The sequence below is a fragment of the Nocardioides euryhalodurans genome (genome assembly GCF_004564375.1).
Taxonomy (GTDB): Bacteria; Actinomycetota; Actinomycetes; order Propionibacteriales; family Nocardioidaceae; genus Nocardioides; species Nocardioides euryhalodurans.
Genome location: NZ_CP038267.1, coordinates 3,947,619 through 3,964,011, shown reverse-complemented (window position 1 = coordinate 3,964,011; position 16,393 = coordinate 3,947,619). Strand labels below are relative to the sequence as shown.

At 70.2% G+C, this 16,393-nt stretch carries 12 protein-coding genes and 1 pseudogene; 4 read left to right on the top strand and 9 right to left on the bottom strand.

Going from position 1 to position 16,393, the window contains the following annotated elements:
- Window positions 1-44: 44 nt before the first annotated feature.
- From trpD to EXE57_RS19220, 3 genes are read right to left on the bottom strand one after another with little or no spacing between them, the layout of a single operon-like run.
- A complete protein-coding gene (gene trpD, locus EXE57_RS19230) occupies window positions 45-1,073 on the bottom strand; it encodes an anthranilate phosphoribosyltransferase (RefSeq protein ID WP_135080328.1) in 1,029 nt (342 codons plus the stop codon).
- A 13-nt stretch (window positions 1,074-1,086) separates the two neighbouring features.
- Window positions 1,087-1,500: an Rv3143 family two-component system response regulator gene (locus EXE57_RS19225; RefSeq protein ID WP_208542917.1), complete on the bottom strand. Its 414-nt coding sequence runs from the start codon at window positions 1,498-1,500 to the stop codon at window positions 1,087-1,089.
- A gap of 10 nt (window positions 1,501-1,510) precedes the next feature.
- A complete protein-coding gene (locus tag EXE57_RS19220) occupies window positions 1,511-2,461 on the bottom strand; it encodes a cytochrome c oxidase assembly protein (protein ID WP_244246910.1) in 951 nt (316 codons plus the stop codon).
- A gap of 73 nt (window positions 2,462-2,534) precedes the next feature.
- Between EXE57_RS19220 and ctaE the strand changes: the two genes are divergently transcribed.
- From ctaE to qcrB, 4 genes are read left to right on the top strand one after another with little or no spacing between them, the layout of a single operon-like run.
- Window positions 2,535-3,176 carry an aa3-type cytochrome oxidase subunit III gene (gene ctaE / locus EXE57_RS19215; protein ID WP_482805349.1) on the top strand — a complete coding sequence of 214 codons (642 nt, stop codon included), beginning with the start codon at window positions 2,535-2,537 and terminating at the stop codon, window positions 3,174-3,176.
- Window positions 3,177-3,210: 34 nt separating this feature from the next.
- On the top strand, window positions 3,211-4,080 hold the full coding sequence (gene qcrC / locus EXE57_RS19210) for a cytochrome bc1 complex diheme cytochrome c subunit (RefSeq protein ID WP_135080325.1): 870 nt from the start codon (window positions 3,211-3,213) through the stop codon (window positions 4,078-4,080).
- The gene (gene qcrA, locus EXE57_RS19205; RefSeq protein WP_135080324.1) at window positions 4,077-5,150 is read left to right on the top strand and encodes a cytochrome bc1 complex Rieske iron-sulfur subunit; all 1,074 of its coding nucleotides are present in this window, start codon (window positions 4,077-4,079) and stop codon (window positions 5,148-5,150) included. Before qcrC ends, qcrA begins: the two co-directional genes overlap by 4 nt.
- Window positions 5,147-6,889 carry a cytochrome bc1 complex cytochrome b subunit gene (gene qcrB / locus EXE57_RS19200; protein WP_135080323.1) on the top strand — a complete coding sequence of 581 codons (1,743 nt, stop codon included), beginning with the start codon at window positions 5,147-5,149 and terminating at the stop codon, window positions 6,887-6,889. Before qcrA ends, qcrB begins: the two co-directional genes overlap by 4 nt.
- A gap of 109 nt (window positions 6,890-6,998) precedes the next feature.
- Here qcrB and EXE57_RS19885 read toward each other — a convergent pair whose 3' ends face one another.
- The 6 genes and pseudogenes from EXE57_RS19885 to ctaC form a co-directional block, all read right to left on the bottom strand.
- Window positions 6,999-11,288, bottom strand: a complete 4,290-nt coding sequence (locus tag EXE57_RS19885) for a nidogen-like domain-containing protein (RefSeq protein ID WP_167305977.1) — start codon at window positions 11,286-11,288, stop codon at window positions 6,999-7,001.
- Window positions 11,289-11,417: 129 nt separating this feature from the next.
- Complete coding sequence (locus tag EXE57_RS19190) at window positions 11,418-11,975, bottom strand: hypothetical protein (RefSeq protein ID WP_135080322.1); 558 nt, start codon at window positions 11,973-11,975, stop codon at window positions 11,418-11,420.
- Between the two features lie 62 nt (window positions 11,976-12,037).
- The gene (locus EXE57_RS19185) at window positions 12,038-13,240 is read right to left on the bottom strand and encodes a L,D-transpeptidase (RefSeq protein WP_135080321.1); all 1,203 of its coding nucleotides are present in this window, start codon (window positions 13,238-13,240) and stop codon (window positions 12,038-12,040) included.
- A gap of 118 nt (window positions 13,241-13,358) precedes the next feature.
- Window positions 13,359-13,757, bottom strand: a complete 399-nt coding sequence (locus EXE57_RS19180; protein ID WP_135080320.1) for a cytochrome c oxidase subunit 4 — start codon at window positions 13,755-13,757, stop codon at window positions 13,359-13,361.
- Window positions 13,754-15,501: pseudogene (gene ctaD, locus EXE57_RS19175) on the bottom strand (aa3-type cytochrome oxidase subunit I). Before ctaD ends, EXE57_RS19180 begins: the two are co-directional and overlap by 4 nt.
- Window positions 15,498-16,367 carry an aa3-type cytochrome oxidase subunit II gene (gene ctaC, locus EXE57_RS19170; RefSeq protein WP_135080319.1) on the bottom strand — a complete coding sequence of 290 codons (870 nt, stop codon included), beginning with the start codon at window positions 16,365-16,367 and terminating at the stop codon, window positions 15,498-15,500. The pseudogene ctaD and the gene ctaC overlap by 4 nt, the downstream one beginning before the upstream one ends.
- Between the last annotated feature and the right edge of the window lie 26 nt (window positions 16,368-16,393).

Here is a 16,393-nt window from a genome sequence, read left to right as displayed (position 1 = left end):
GGATGATGATCTTCGCGGTCAGCTGTCGCGGGGCTCGAGGGTCGTCAGCCTCGCGAGGCGGCGACCCAGCGGTCGAGCAGGTCCCGGGCCGCCCCCGAGTCCACGGCCTGCTCGGCCCTGGCCAGCCCGTGCGGCAGGGTCTCGGCCAACGGGCGGGCCGGGTCGTCGTGGACGGCCAGCGCCGCCCCGGCGTTGAGCAGGACGGCGTCGCGGACCGGACCACGCTCGCCGTCGAGCAGCCGTCGTACGACGTCGGCGTTGTGGGCCACGTCGCCACCGCGCAGCGCCTCGGCCGTGACGGTCTCGAGGCCGAGCTCGGTCGGGTCGACGGTCGACGTCGTCACCTCCCCGGCGTGGACCTGCCACACCGCAGAGGTGGTGGTCGTCGTCAGCTCGTCGAGGCCGTCGTCGCCCCGGAAGACCAGCGCGTCCACGCCGCGGGCGGCGAAGACCCCGGCCATGACCGGAGCCTTGCGGCGGTCGGCGCAGCCGATCGCCTGGGCCGCGGGCCGCGTCGGGTTGGCGAGCGGGCCGAGCAGGTTGAAGGTCGTGGCGATGCCGAGCTCGCGCCGCGGGACGGCCGTGTGACGCATGCCGGGGTGGAAGGCGGCCGCGAAGCAGAAGGTGATGCCGACCTCGTCGGCGAGGGCCGCGACCCGTTCCGGCGGGAGGTCGAGGCGGATCCCGAGGGCCTCGAGCACGTCGGCGGAACCGGAGGCGGAGGACGCCGACCGGTTGCCGTGCTTGACCACCCGTGCGCCCGCCCCCGCCGCGACGACGGCCGCCATGGTGGAGATGTTGACCGACATCGAGCGGTCGCCGCCGGTGCCGACGACGTCGAGCAGCCGTCCCTCGACCCGGATCGGCGTGGCGACCTCGAACATCGCCTCGGTGAGGCCGATCAGCTCCTCGGCGGTCTCGCCCTTCGCGCGCAGCGCGACAGCGAAGCCGGCCACCTGGGCCGGGGTCGCCTCGCCCGCGACGATCCGCGCCATCGCCCAGGCGGTCTGGTCGGCGGTGAGGTCCTCGCCGGCGACGAGGGCGGTGAGCACGTCAGGCCAGCTGTGGCTCATGGCGTGCCGGCGTTCAGCTGGTCGCCGGCACGCGCGACCGCAGCAGCGCCACGACCGTCTCGGCCAGCTGGACCGGGTCGATCGGGTGGGCCACGGCTGCCTCGGCGCGCGACCACGTGGCCAGCCAGGCGTCCTGCACGCGGCCGGTCAGCACCACGCACGGCGGGCACTGGTAGATCTCGTCCTTGAGCTGCTTGGCGATGCCCATCCCGCCGGCGGGAACGGCCTCGCCGTCGAGGATCGCCAGCGCGATGCCACCCGCGTCCATGTTCTGGATGACGACGGGCTCGGTCGCGACCTCGACGTACTGCAGCTCGGGCAGGTCGGGGTGCGGGCGCCGGCCCAGGGCCAGGATGACCTGCTGGCGCGTGTTGACGTCGTCGGAGTAGACGAGCACCTTCAGCGGGGCGGCGTTGTGGTCGGTCACGCGCCAGATGCTACCGGCCGGTCTCCCGCTCGAGGTCGCCCCCGTCCCGGGACGCGGCAGCGCGCGCCTCGAGCAGGTCGAGCCGCCGGTCCTCGCGCTTGGCCTCCTTCATCGAGGAGCGCACCCACTGGGTGAAGAGCACCCCGAAGAAGACCAGCCCGATCAGGTCGCCGCTCCCCCACAGGATCCCGCCGGCGAGGTGCTGGTCGTCGAGCGGGTCGGGGAGCCACCAGCCCATCGGGCCATCGGCCAGCGAGGGGTACCAGTAGCCGCCCAACAGGGTCTCCTGGCCCATGATCGTGACGCCGAGGAAGGCGTGGAACGGCAGCGTCAGCACCACCAGCAGCATCCGGGCCGGATAGCCCACCCGCCCCGGGACCGGGTCGATGCCCATCAGCGGCCAGAAGAACAGCGCCCCCACCAGCACCAGGTGGACGTGCATCAGCTCGTGGACGAACGGCGACTCCAGCGAGGCGAGGTACCAGCCGGAGAAGTAGAGCGCCCACGGCGAGACGACGTACAGCGCGAAGGTCAGCGGCGGGAACGACAGCACGCGCGCGACGCGGGAGTGCAGCACTGCGAGCAGCCAGCGTCGCGGTCGTGGCGGGAGCGTACGCAGGGCGAGCGTGACCGGCGCGCCCAGCGCGAGCGCCAGCGGGACCAGCATCGTGAGCAGCATGTGCTGGACCATGTGGACGCTCAGCAGCGTGGTGTCGTAGGCCGCCATCCCCGACATCGTCGCGAAGGCGAAGGTGCCCATCCCGACCACCACGAAGGCGACGGTGCGACCCACCGGCCAGTGGTCGCCACGCCGACGCAGGGTCGCCACGCCGACCAGGTAGAGACCGGCGACCCAGACCGTCAGCAGGAACGGCAACGGGGCCAGACTCCACTCGCTGAGGCCTCGTGCGAACGTGAACGGGGGGAGGTCGAGTCCCGCTCCGGAGGCCGTGATCAGCACACCCACGAGTCTAGGTCCCGGAACCGAGGGGGTCGGGATGCCCCCGGGGCCTCCGTACGGCCATAATGGTCGCGTGGCGACTGCAGCAGCGACGATCCCGGCCTCCCGACTCCACGGGCACCACGACCGACCGAGCATGGTCAGCGTCGGCACGATCATCTGGCTCTCCAGCGAGCTGATGTTCTTCGCCGCCCTGTTCGCGTCGTACTTCACGATCCGTGCGGTCTCGCCGGACCTCTGGGCCCAGAACACCGAGCTCCTCGACGTCCCGTTCGCGTCGGTCAACACCACGATCCTGGTGCTGTCCTCGCTCACCTGCCAGCTGGGCGTCTTCGCCGCCGAGCGCGGCCAGGTCGGCCGCACCGGCTCGGTGTTCAAGATGGGCGGCTGGGGGCTGCGCGAGTGGTTCCTGCTCACCTACGTCATGGGCGCCGTCTTCATCGCCGGCCAGGCCATCGAGTACGCCACGCTGGTCCAGGAGGGCGTGACGATCCAGGACTCGGCGTACGGCACGATGTTCTACCTCACGACCGGCTTCCACGGCCTGCACGTGACCGGCGGGCTGGTGGCCTTCCTCTTCGTGCTCGGCCGGACCTACATCGCCCGGAAGTTCACCCACGAGCAGGCCGTCAGCGCGATCGTCGTGTCCTACTACTGGCACTTCGTCGACGTCGTCTGGATCGGCCTGTTCGCGACGATTTACCTGATCAAGTGACAACCGCTGCCCCGGATCTGACGAAGGACTAGATGTGCGCTTCCTGAACCGTTCCGCCGGCCGGATCTCCCGCCACCGCCGCGGTCCGCTCGCCGGCCTCCTGGTGCTGCTGCTGGGGCTGCTGCTCACCGGCGGGCTCTACACCATGTTCTCCCCCGCCCAGGCGCAGGAGACCCAGTCCGACGAGGAGCTCATCGCCAAGGGCCGTGAGCTGTTCACCGTCAGCTGCGCCTTCTGCCACGGTCAGAACGGCGAGGGTGTCCGCACCATCGACGGCAACCAGCTCGGCCCGTCGCTGGTCGGCGTCGGCGCAGCCGCCGTCGACTTCCAGGTCGGCACCGGCCGGATGCCCATGACCCAGCCCGGCCAGCAGGCCGTCCGCAAGCAGGTCGTCTTCACCGACGAGGAGACCGCCGCGATGGCGGCGTACGTCGCCTCGCTCGGCCCCGGTCCGGCCATCCCCGACGAGTCCGACTACAGCCTCGAGGGGCTCTCCGACGAGGAGCGCCAGGAGGCGATCGTCCGCGGCGGCCAGATCTTCCTGACCAACTGCACCGCGTGCCACAACTTCACCGGCTCGGGCGGCGCCATGCCCCGCGGCGGCTTCGCGCCCAACATCCTCGACGTGGAGGACCGCTACGTCTACATGGCGATGCTGACCGGCCCGCAGTCCATGCCGAACTTCTCCAACGGCAACCTGACGCCCGAGGCCAAGCGCGACGTCATCGCCTACCTCAACTCGATCGAGGAGAACCCCGACTACGGCGGCTTCGGCATGGGTGGCCTCGGCCCCGTGGCCGAGGGCATGTACGCCTGGCTCGCCGGCATCGGCATCCTGATCGGCTTCGCCGTGTGGATCGCCGCCCACGGCGCCCGCTCGAACAAGGAGAAGGTGGAAGCGTGAGTTCCCACGACGTGCACGACGAGCACCTCCCGGCGCACCGGTCCGAGACCACGCCCGCCACGGAGCCGATCGCCGACCCCGGCCTGCCGGCCCACCAGTGGCGGCCCACCGACGTCGACCCGGCTGCCGAGAAGCGCGCCGAGCGCCAGGTGGCGACCATGTTCGGCCTCTCGGCCGTCTGCACGGTGCTGTTCGTGGTGTCCTACTTCGTCTTCGAGATCGGTGAGGTCACCACCACCATCGCCGGCCTCGGCGCCTCGACCGTCGCCCTCGGCACCACCCTCGCCGGCGCGCTGCTGTTCATCGGCATCGGCATCATCCAGTGGGCCCGCAAGCTGATGTCCGACCACGAGATCGTCGAGATGCGCCACCCGGCCGCCTCCAGCGACGCCGACCGTGCCGAGACGGTCGCGGCCTTCAACACCGGCCTCGAGGAGTCCGGCATCGGCCGCCGGCCACTGGTGCGCAACTCGCTGCTCGGCGCGATCGGCGTGCTCGCGCTGCCGGTCCCCGTCGTGCTGCTGCGCGACCTCGGACCGCTGCCCGGGGACACCCTCAAGAGCACCATCTGGGAGCCCGACATGCGCGTCGTCCGCGACGTGACCGGGACCCCCATCCGCCCCGCCGACCTCGAGGTCGGCGACCTGGTCAACGCCGAGCCCGCCGCGCTCTTCGAGACCGACGAGGAGGGCGAGCCGCTGGTCGAGGGCGTCGAGCTCCAGGTCGAGAAGGCCAAGGGCGCGGTCATCCTGGTCCGGATCGAGCCCGACGACATCACGCCCGGACCGGGCCGTGACGACTGGGGCGTCGACGGGATCCTCTGCTACTCCAAGATCTGCACCCACGTCGGGTGCCCGATCTCGCTCTACGAGCGGACCACCCACCACGTGCTGTGCCCCTGCCACCAGTCCACCTTCGACCTCGCCGACGCGGCGAAGGTCGTCTTCGGCCCGGCCGCACGGCCACTGCCCCAATTGCCCCTCGCAGTAGACTCCGAGGGATATCTCGTGGCGCAGCGAGACTTCGACGAGCCGGTCGGACCGAGCTTCTGGGAGCGTGACTCACGATGAGCATCGACACGAGCAAGGTCGCCACCAGCAACACCACCACGGCGGCCACGGCCAAGAAGCCGAACCCGATCGGCGCGGCGGCCACGTGGGCCGACGACCGCCTCGGCCTGGCCGCCCTCGGCAAGAAGCAGCTGCGCAAGGTCTTCCCCGACCACTGGTCCTTCATGCTGGGCGAGATCGCGCTGTGGAGCTTCGTCGTGCTGCTCCTCACCGGCACGTTCCTCACCCTGTGGTTCCGCCCCTCCATGGTCGAGGTCACCTACATGGGCAGCTACGACCAGCTGCGCGGCATCCACATGTCCGAGGCGTACGCCTCGACGCTCGACATCTCCTTCGACGTCCGCGGCGGCCTGCTGATGCGGCAGATGCACCACTGGTCGGCGATGCTCTTCATCGCCGCGATGATGGTGCACATGATGCGCGTCTTCTTCACGGGCGCGTTCCGCAAGCCGCGCGAGCTCAACTGGGTGATCGGCTGCCTGCTGCTGCTCCTCGGCACGCTCGAGGGCTTCACCGGCTACTCCCTGCCCGACGACCTGCTCTCCGGCACCGGCATCCGGGCCGCCGACGGCTTCATGAAGTCGATGCCCGTGGTCGGCACGTACATGTCGTTCTTCCTGTTCGGCGGCGAGTTCCCGGGTGACGCGATCATCTCGCGCCTCTACGTCGTCCACGTGCTGCTGCTGCCCGGCATCATCCTGGCGCTGATCGCTGCCCACATGCTGCTGCTCGTCTACCACAAGCACACGCAGTGGCCCGGTCCCGGGCGCACCGAGAAGAACGTCGTCGGCTACCCGCTGATGCCGGTCTACATGGCCAAGGCCGGTGGCTTCTTCTTCATCGTCTTCGGCATCACCGCTCTCATGGGTGGCCTGCTGTCGATCAACCCGGTGTGGAAGTACGGCCCCTACGACCCGTCCAAGGTGACGGCCGGTTCCCAGCCCGACTGGTACATGGGCTGGCCCGACGGCGCGCTGCGGATCATGCCGGGGTGGGAGTCGACGATCGGCCCCTACACGCTCTCCTGGAACGTGTTCCTGCCGATCATCGTGCTGCCCGGCGTGGCGTTCACGGTGCTGCTGCTGCTGCCGTTCCTGGAGTCGTGGATCACCGGCGACAAGCGTGAGCACCACCTGCTCGACCGCCCGCGCAACGCGCCGACCCGGACCGCGGTGTTCGTCGCGCTGATGACCTTCTACGGCCTGATGTGGGCTGCGGGCGGCAACGACATCCTGGCGATCACCTTCGACCTGAGCATCAACCAGATCACCTACTTCATGCGAGCGGCAGTGTTCGTCGGACCGGTGATCGCGTTCTTCATCACGCGTCGCTGGTGCATCTCGCTGCAGCGCGCCGACAACGAGCGACTGCTCCACGGCTACGAGACCGGCATCATCATGCGGTCGGCCGAGGGCGGCTACTCCGAGCGGCACCTGCCGATCAACGAGACGTCCGCCTACACGCTCACGGCCCGCGACCGGGACCACGTCTACGAGGCGGGCTCCGAGAGCGACGACAACGGCGTGGCGGCGCCCGGCACCCGCATCCAGCGGATCCGGGCCCGGCTCTCCCGCGGCTGGTACGGGCACAACGTGCAGAAGCCGACCGCCGAGGAGCTGCAGGACGCTCACGCGCACGCCGAGCACGAGCACGAGCTGCAGGCAGGACTCGACCACCCGGCCGACGGCCACCAGTTCGACGGCCACCACACGGTCGACGAGGAGAGCCTGCGCCACTGACCGACCGGTCACCGCAGCACGACGAGACGGCCCGTGTCACCGAGAGGTGACACGGGCCGTCCTGCGTCCCGGGCAGGCCGTCCGGCGGACGGTCCGTCCCCCGCCCGGACTACCGGAAGCGGGCCCCCACCTCGTGCCGCGACCCGTCGGCCAGCACCAGCACGAATCGGCGGGTGGTGCCCGCCCACGACCGCGGCGTCTTCACGACCACCTGGTAGGTCCCCTCGGGCGAGAGCTCCAGCGCGCGTACGTCCGCACCGGCACCGTCGACCTCCAGCCCGACGAAGGTGGCACGGTCGACCACCAGGTTGCCGGCCGCGTCGCGGAGCTTCCACTTCATCGGCAGCGCCGAGCCTGCGCGTACGGAGTCCTGCCGCTGGGGGAACGGCGGCAGGAACCCGTCGAAGTCGTAGCTCAGGGTCACCGACTGCCGGCACTGCGACGCGTTGCCGCTGCCGTCCACGGCCCGGTGGACCACGACGCTCGTCCCCGGCCCGAAGCGCTCGGGCCAGGTGGCCGACACCACCGGGGCAGGGTCGACGACGTCCACGGCCTGCGCCGGGACCTGCGCCACGTCCTCCCCCACCACACCCCGCACGTCCGGCGGGCAGGTGATGATCGGGGCGGTCGTGTCCGCCACGGTGACGACCTGCGTGGCCGTGGCCTGCTCGCCGTCCTCGTCGGTCGCGGTCCAGGTCACGCTCGTCTCCCCCAGCGGGAGGAGCGCCGGCGCGTCGTTGACGAGCTCCACCTCCCCGCCGTCCGGGTCGGTGGCCGTGACACCGGTGATCGGTCCCGCCCAGCCTCCGGTCGTGTTGCCCTCCAGGGTCGCGTCCGCCACGGTGAGCACCGGCGGCTCGCTGCAGAGCAGCCGCAGGTCGAGGTCGGTGACCGGGGGTGGGATCTCCATGACCCGGCTCTCGACGTACGCAGCACCGTCCACCGCCGTGCAGCCCTCCTTCTCCGCGCGCACCCGGTAGTAGCCGGTGATGACGTCCCAGCCGAAGTGGCCGCGGTCGTCGGTCAGCGAGGGGTTGGTGCGGTTGGCGGGCGACATGATCGCGCTGCCGTCCGGGACCACCGTGAAGGGCCCGTTCGGGTCGTCGGACCGGAACAGCGTCACGGTCGCCCCGGCCACCGGGCGGCCGCTCGGCGTCCGCACCAGCCCGCTCGGGTCGATGTAGACGTCGAAGGAGAACGTCATGTCGTCGGTCCCCTCAGGACAGTCCACGTGCACCACGACGGTGACGTATCCGTGCACCGGGTGGAACGGCGGGATCGTGCCGCGGTAGCGCCCGGCCGAGACCTCGGTCAGGTCGCCCACCAGCAGGCTGGCGCCGTCCTGGAAGACCTCGTAGGAGCCGGAGCCCCCCGGGCACGCGGCGGTCGTCAGGGCGAGCTCGTCCTGCCAGTAGGCCACGAGCACGCCGTCCGAGCCGGGCTGGGACGGCTCGAGGCTGGCGCCGTCGGGCAGTCCCCCGAGCTCCTCGAGCTCGACGTCGAGCCTCAGCCGCTCGCCGGCCGCCAGGGTCACGTCGCGCACGTGCTGCGGCCGCGCCACCACGTCGGCCGGCGGATAGACCGACACGTCGTAGGCACCGGGCGGCAGCCCGTTGGCGTCGTACGTCCCGTCGGAGCCGGTCCGACCGAGGTAGACGCAGCGCCCACCCTCGGCCGGGCACACCTGGACCGACGCGTCCGACACCGGTACCTCGAGCAGGCCGGGCGTCGCGGTGACCTCACCGGTGATCCGGGCTGCCCCCGAGGGTGGGATCCCGTTGCGCACCGGGAACACGTAGCGTCCCGGCTCGGTCGAGTTGCGACTGCCCGCGGCGAGGCTCCGCGGACCGCCGTCGAGGAAGGCGCCGTTCTGCAGCGAGCCCGGGAGCTCGAAGAAGGCGGCCTCGTCGTTGGTCCCGGCCGAGAAGCCGGCGCCCGCCGAGGTCCCGCCGAGGCCGCCGCTGCCGCCGCTGGCGTCACCGGTCTCCCACTGGATGCCGTCGTAGTTGAAGACGATGTCGAAGTCGCCGACGCCCAGGTCGGAACGGTCGACGAGCAGCAGCTGGAAGCTGTTGAGCTTGTCGTAGTGACCGCTGTAGTAGCCCACGTTCAGCCAGTTCACGCAGAACGCCTGCCGCCCACCGAACGTGGTCTCACCCACCGAGTACGTCACCGGTGCGCTGCCCTCGCCCCGCGTGTCCACGTCGGCGAAGAACGGCGCGATGATCGGTGGCGTGCTCGCATCGAGCCGGAACGGTGTGAACGTGCTCATCGGGCTGTCGAAGGTGACGTTGCCGTTGTTGTTCACGTACGTGTGCGTGTAGGTCGTGCCGAAGAAGTTCGGCGCGAACGGCAGCGCCACGGACTGCGAGGAGCCGTCGTCGTTCGGCGGCAGCGACACCTCCGTGCACGACTCCCGCTGGTCGACGGCACCGTCGATCTCGAGCTCGGAGGAGCAGCTCGTGTAGGGGCCGGTCTGCGGGTCGTCGCCCTGCCAGCCGGTGACCGCGACCCGCACCTGGGCGCCGTGCCCGCGCGCGACCTGGTCCCACTCCTGCCGCGAGGGCGTCCAGCTGGTGCCGCTCACGTCGCCGGACTCCAGCAGCGGCTCCCAGGCGGCGTCGTAGAAGCGGACGACGAAGCGGTCGTTGCGGTAGGCCGGCCCGCCGCCGCCCGGCTCCCACTCGACCTGCGGCGGCTCGTCGGAGGCGACACCGGTCACGGTGACGGACGAGAAGTCGAGGTCCGGGGCCATCCCCTGCTCGGTCAGCAGGCAGTTCGGGCCGTCGGCGAAGCCCGGGCTGGTGTCGGCGGGGAGCATCGCCTGGACGGCGTGGCTGAGCCGCTCGGAGTTCGAGCTGGAGACGTCGTACCAGATGCTGGAGTCGCTCCACGAGACGTCGTCGCCGTACTCGGAGGTGTCGTCGTACATGTCCCACAGGAAGCGCTGGACGGCGACCTCGTTGTCCTCACCCTCGTAGGACCCGTTGCTCTCGAGGTCGTAGTCGGCCGGCGTGTCACCGATGTCGTCGTAGCTGGTGTCGCCCGCGCTCGGGAGGTTCATCGCCGCGACGTCGAGCTCCTGCTGCAGGCTGATGCCGAAGTACGTCGGCCAGCCCTCCGCCCAGGCCATGTGGGTGCCCTCGTCCTTGTCGCGGCCACCCGTCTCGGACAGGTTGTCGCTGAAGAAGTGCGGGCCCCCGGGGTTGTCCTCGATGTCGAAGCGGTCGGCCACGTAGTGGCCGTACTCGTGGAGCAGCAGGTCCCAGTTGTCGAAGTTGCTGAGCTGGATGTGCAGCTGGCCGTCGTCGTAGTTGTTGTTGGAGTCGGAGGTCGGGAAGTCGACCTCGATGAACCCTGCGTCCTCCCCCAGGTCCTCCTCGAGGTACTCGGCCCCGGAGACCAGGGCGTCGAGCACCGCGAAGGCCCGGCCGGGCTCCTCGCTCTCCTCCCCGACGAGGTCGATGTCGACGTCCGCCCCGTCCGGGACGTCCTCGACCGGGTCGGAGTAGATCGCGAAGGCGTTGTCGATGCCCAGGAAGTAGGGCAGCACCACGGCCGCGTGGTCGGTCCGGGCGCGGACCTCCACGTAGACGGAGTGCTCCTCGTAGAGGTTCGGCGGGACGGAGAGCGAGTACGAGCCATCCCTGCCGGTGGTGCCGACGTCCACCGGGACGTCGTTGCTGGCGTAGGCGTCGTAGACCGCGATGTCGGCCTCCCGGATCGGGTGCAGCACCCCGTTGCGGTCCTCGTACCGGGCAGTGCCGCTGACGCTCACGAACTCGGGTGCGTCGTCCAGCGCCGTGACCTGGCTGCTCGTGCGGACGGTGGCCTCGCGACGGATCAGCGCGGCGACCGTGTCCTCGACCTGGTCTTCGCCGGCACCGGCGGCGCGCGCGTCGGCGGCGGCGCTGTCGACCTGGACGTCCAGCGGAGAGGCGACGCTCTGCTCGAGGCCGGCCGTCCCCTGCTTCACCCACAGCGTGCTGCTGCCGGTGCCGAGCTCGCGGCCCTCGTCGAGGACCCGGGCAGTCACCTCGAGGCTGCCGATCCGGCCGCCGGTGACGTCGAAGGGCACGCGGACCGAGCCCTTCCCGTCCTCGAGCGCGACGGCGAGCGGCCCTGACGGGAGCACCGTCAGCGCCCCGCTGTCGCGCAGGTCCAGGACGGCGCGTCCACCCCCGGTCGCGTCGACGCGGACGAGCGTTCCCTCGGCCGGGTCGCGTGCCTCCGTGACGGTCACGTGGACCCGTCCCGGAGCCTCGGCAGTCGCGCTGGTCGACGCCGGCGGCGCCTCTGGTGGACCGTCCGCTCCGGTGGCGGCCGAGGCCGGCAGGGTGGTCCCGAGCCCGCTGACGCAGGTGATCAGGGCAAGCAGGTGCACAGCAGTACGACGCATGACGTTCCCCCGTCAGTGCACCGGGCCGAGCGCCCGGTCGCTGCGGCAGTCAAGCACCCCCACCCGACTCGCGAGAACGTCCGGCGCGGGAAATGACTCGAAGTGACCATGCCCGTCCGGGGAGCTCCCTCAACCCCCGGGGGACTCCTCGGCGCCGCAGAAGTCGTCGCCGCAGCGCGGGTAGCGGTAGTTCTCGGCGAGCGTCCGGTCGCCGTCGCGCCAGGCGTAGACGGCGCCGCCGGCGGTGCCGAGGGGCTCACCGTCGGCCGAGACCAGCTCGACCACGGCCCGCACCTCACCGCGTCCGTCGCCCTCCGCCACCGCCTCCAGCTCGACGACGTGGCGGGAAGGACCCTCGACCACCCACGACGCAGTCGCGGGGTCGACCGTCGTGACGCTGCCACCGACGGTGAACGTCGCGGTCGCGCGGGCGCCCGCCGGGGCGTGGGCCAGGCAGTAGACCAGCGGGATCCGGCCGTCGGGGTGCTCGCCCGGCTCGGTGGTGATCAGCGTCGAGTCGAACATCTCGCCGGACTGCTCCCCGGACTCGGCGGCCACACAGCTCGTCGGTTCCTCGGGCAGCGTCACGGCAGCGTCGTCGGCGCCGCTGCCCGACTCCCCGCAGCCGGCCAGCAGCAGGCCCAGGGCCAGCAGGGCACCCGGCAGCGGGACCGCGGCAGCGCGCATGGCGTCACGCTAGTGGAGCAGTGGCCGGCCGGCCGGGTTTCGCCCCAACCGGGGCGCGCAGGTCAGGACAGGGCCGAGGCCTGGGAGTACGAGCCGAAGTCGGCGTTCCAGTCGCCGTACCCGTTGTAGAGCGTCATCGGACGCTCGGTCCCGACGTACTCGACGACGTCGCCGCGCTTGGTCATGTTGTAGAGCCAGGCGGCGTCGGCGGTGCTCATGCCGGTGCAGCCGTGGCTGACGTTGGCGGAGCCCTGCGAGCTCACCGACCACGGTGCGGCGTGGATGAACTCGCCGGAGTAGGTGACCCGCATGGCGTACTCGACGTCGTCGATGTCGTAGCCGTCGGGGCCGTCGCTGTCGATGCCGACGGTCTCGGAGTTCATGCGCTTCTCACGGAACTTCTCGATGATCACCTTGGTCCCGGACCGGGTGGTGAACTTCGGCTCCTCGCCCGTCGTGATCGGGAGGGTCCGCAGCAGCGCGCCGTTGCTGAAGACGCGCATCTGGTGGGAGTCCATGTCGACCTTGTAGATGTTGGCGTCGCCGACGGTGAAGTCGACCTTCCGGCTCTCCTGGCCGTAGATCCCGTTGCCGGCGTCGACGCTGTTGATGTCGACGTCGACCGAGACCTCGGTCCCGGACTTCCAGTACGCCTTCGGCCGCCAGTGGACCTCCTGGTCGGTCACCCAGTGCCAGGTGCCGGCCTGCTGCGGCGTGCTGGTGACGCTCATGTGGCGCTCGATCTCGGCGCGGTCGGTCACCGGCACGTCGAAGGTGACGATCACCGGCATGCCGACGCCGACGGTCTCGCCGGCGAGCGGCGCCACCGAGGCGTAGGTCTGCTCGTCGAGGGTCAGGTCGGCGGTGGAGAAACGATCGGTCTGCGTCTCGCGCTCGCCCTCGGCTCCCTCGGCCACGGTCTTCACGGTGTAGGTCGCCCCCGGCTCCAGCCGTCCGGTCGCGGTCCACCGGGAACCGTCGCGGGCGATGTCACCGGACAGCTTGCCGGCACCGCTGGTGACGGTGACCTTCTGCAGCTCGCCGTTGCGGGCGGTGACGTGCAGCTCGCGGTCGACCGGCACGTCCGCGCGCGCGACGTTGGTCGAGATCTTCACGGGCGGGGGTGCGGGGGTCGCCTCCTGTGAGCTCCCGGCAGCCTGCGCCGGGGCACTCTCGCCGGCGGGGCTGTCGGCCGAGCAGGACGCGACGAGGGCAGCCGTCGCCACGAGGGCGAGGGATCCTGCGAACCTGGTGGTCCGAGACATGGCGATGCTCCGGTGTCGTACGGCGGGGACCCATTCAATGTAACCCGCAGCCCACGACACATCGAATCAGCGACGCGCCGCCCGGAAGTCGGACGGCGGCGTCCGCTGCGGGAGAACGTCAGTGGGCGTGCTCGCCGCGGTAGTACTCGAAGACCAGACCGGACAGCGCGACCGCCCCGAGCGCACCGCCGATGATCAGCAGCCACCACAGGCCCAGCGCGACGGCGTAGACCATCACGCCGAGGGTGAGGGCGCACCACAGCGGCCACCAGGAGTACGGCGGGAAGAACCCCAGCTCGCCGGCCCCGTCGGCCACCTCGGCGTCCTTGCGGTCCTCGGGACGCGGGTCCATCTTGGCCGCGTGGAAGCCGAGGTACAGGGTCACCATGGCCGCCAGCAGCGTGGTCATGACCAGCGCGGACGTCCCGGTCCAGTCACCGGTCACGAACCAGTACGCCGGGCTGACCAGCACGAAGAAGGCGGTCGTGATGGCGAAGATCCAGGCCTCGGCCTTCATCGGTGGTCTCCCTCTCCGTCGGTCCGGTCGCGCAGCATCTCCTCGCGCCCCTCGACGTCGGGCGCGTCGGCCGGTCGGCCCTCACGCTCGGCGTCGTTCTCGGCCAGCTCCATCGCCGCGACCTCGGGGTGGTGCAGGTCGAAGGCGGGCGACTCCGAGCGGATCCGCGGGATGCTCACGAAGTTGTGGCGCGGCGGCGGGCAGGAGGTGGCCCACTCCAGCGAGCGTCCCCAGCCCCACGGGTCGTCGGTCTCGACCAGCGGCGACCGGGACGAGATGTAGACGTTGTAGAAGAAGGGCAGCGTCGACGCAGCCAGCAGGAAGGCACCCACCGTCGAGACCTGGTTGAGGAAGGTGAAGCCGTCCTCGGGGAGGTAGTCGGCGTAGCGACGCGGCATGCCCTCGACACCGAGCCAGTGCTGGACGAGGAAGGTGGTGTGGAAGCCGATGAACAGCAGCCAGAAGTGGATCTTGCCGAGCCTCTCGTCGAGCATCCGGCCGGTCATCTTGGGCCACCAGAAGTAGAAGCCGGCGAACATCGCGAACACCACGGTGCCGAAGACGACGTAGTGGAAGTGCGCCACCACGAAGTAGGAGTCGGACACGTGGAAGTCCAGCGGCGGGCTGGCCAGGATGACACCGGTCAGGCCACCGAACAGGAAGGTCGTGAGGAACCCGATCGACCACAGCATGGGGGTGTCGAAGGACAGAGATCCCCCCACATCGTGCCGATCCAGTTGAAGAACTTCACTCCGGTGGGGACCGCGATGAGGAACGTCATGCCGGAGAAGAACGGCAGGTCGACGGCTCCGGTCACGAACATGTGGTGGGCCCACACGGCGACCGAGAGGATCGCGATGCCGAGCGTGGCGCCGACCAGGCCGACGTACCCGAAGATCGGCTTGCGGCTGAAGACGGGGAGGATCTCGGTCACGATGCCGAAGAACGGCAGCGCGATGATGTAGACCTCCGGGTGGCCGAAGAACCAGAACAGGTGCTGCCACAGGATCGGCCCCCCGTGCGAGGGGTCGAAGACGTGGGCCCCGAGCAATCGGTCGGCCTCCAGGGAGAGCAGCGCACCGGCGAGGATCGGGAACGCGATCAGCACCAGCAGCGAGGTGACCAGCGTGTTCCAGACGAAGATCGGCATCCGGAACATCGTCATCCCGGGCGCGCGCATGCAGATGATCGTGGTGATGAAGTTGACCGCACCGAGGATGGTGCCGAGGCCGGCCATCCACAGGCCCATCACCCACAGGTCGCCGCCGACGCCCGGGGAGCGTACGGAGTCCGAGAGCGGGGTGTAGGCGAACCACCCGAAGGAGGCCGCGCCGCCCGGGGTGAGGAAGCCGGAGGCGGTGATCAGGCCGCCGAACAGGAACAGCCAGTAGCTGAACATGTTGAGCCGCGGGAACGCCACGTCGGGCGCGCCGATCTGCAGCGGCATGATCACGTTGGCGAAGCCGAAGAACAGCGGCGTCGCGAAGAGCAGCAGCATGATCGTGCCGTGCATCGTGAAGAGCTGGTTGTAGAGCTCGTCGTTGACGACCTGCATGCCCGGGTAGGCGAGCTCGGACCGGATGAGCAGCGCCATCAGGCCGCCGACCAGGAACCAGGCGAACGACGTACCGAGGTAGAGCTTGCCGATCAGCTTGTGGTCGGTCGTGGTCATGATCCGGGCCAGCTGCTGGCCCAGCGGCTTGCGGGGCTGCTGCGTGGTCGGGTGGGCAGCGGTGGCAGTCACTCGGACTCCTCCTCAGCGGGCTCGAGGCCGGCCTGGTCACGGACGTCGACGCCGCCGAGGAGCGGCTCGTCGGAGGTGTAGCCCTGCTCCTCGAGGTCCCGGAGGTGCTCGTCGTACTCCTCGGCGCTGACGACCTCGACGTTGAACAGCATCCGGGAGTGGTAGGAGCCGCAGAGCTCGTAGCACTTGCCGACGAACGTGCCCTCGGTGTCGGGGGTGACCTCGTAGTGGTTGACCCGGCCCGGGATGACGTCCATCTTCATCAGGAAGCCCGGGACGCCGAACGAGTGGATGACGTCGGGGCTGTGCAGGTTGAACTGGGTGGTCTCGCCCACCGGCAGCACCAGCGTGGGGATGTTGCCGCCGTAGCCGGAGGTCCACACGACCTCGCTGTCGACGGCGTCCTCTCCGGTGTAGTTGAAGGTCCAGCTCCACTGCTGGCCCACCACGTCGATCGTGTGGTCCTGCTCGGTGTCCTCGAGCACGGCGTTCTGGACGTTGACCGTGTGGTAGAAGAACACGATCACCATGATGACCGGCGCGATCGTGTAGAAGATCTCGAGCGGCAGGTTGTAGCGCGTCTGCACCGGGATCTCGTCGTGGGAGCGACGGCGGTAGCGGACGACCACCCAGAAGATGAGGCCCCAGACCACGACGCCGGTCGCGAGGGCCGCGACCCACGCCCAGCGCCACAGCTCGAAGATGTGCTGGGCCTGCTCGGTGGCAGGGTCCGGCATCGCCAGGTTCTTCCACTCCTGTTGCGTCTCGGCCGAGCATCCGGCCAGGAGAACGAGCGCACCCAACGTGGCGACCAGGCCGACCCGACGCAGTGTCGTGGCCGTACGCCGGTGGAGTTGCTGACCCACGAACGAGCCTCTCTCTTCAGCAGTTC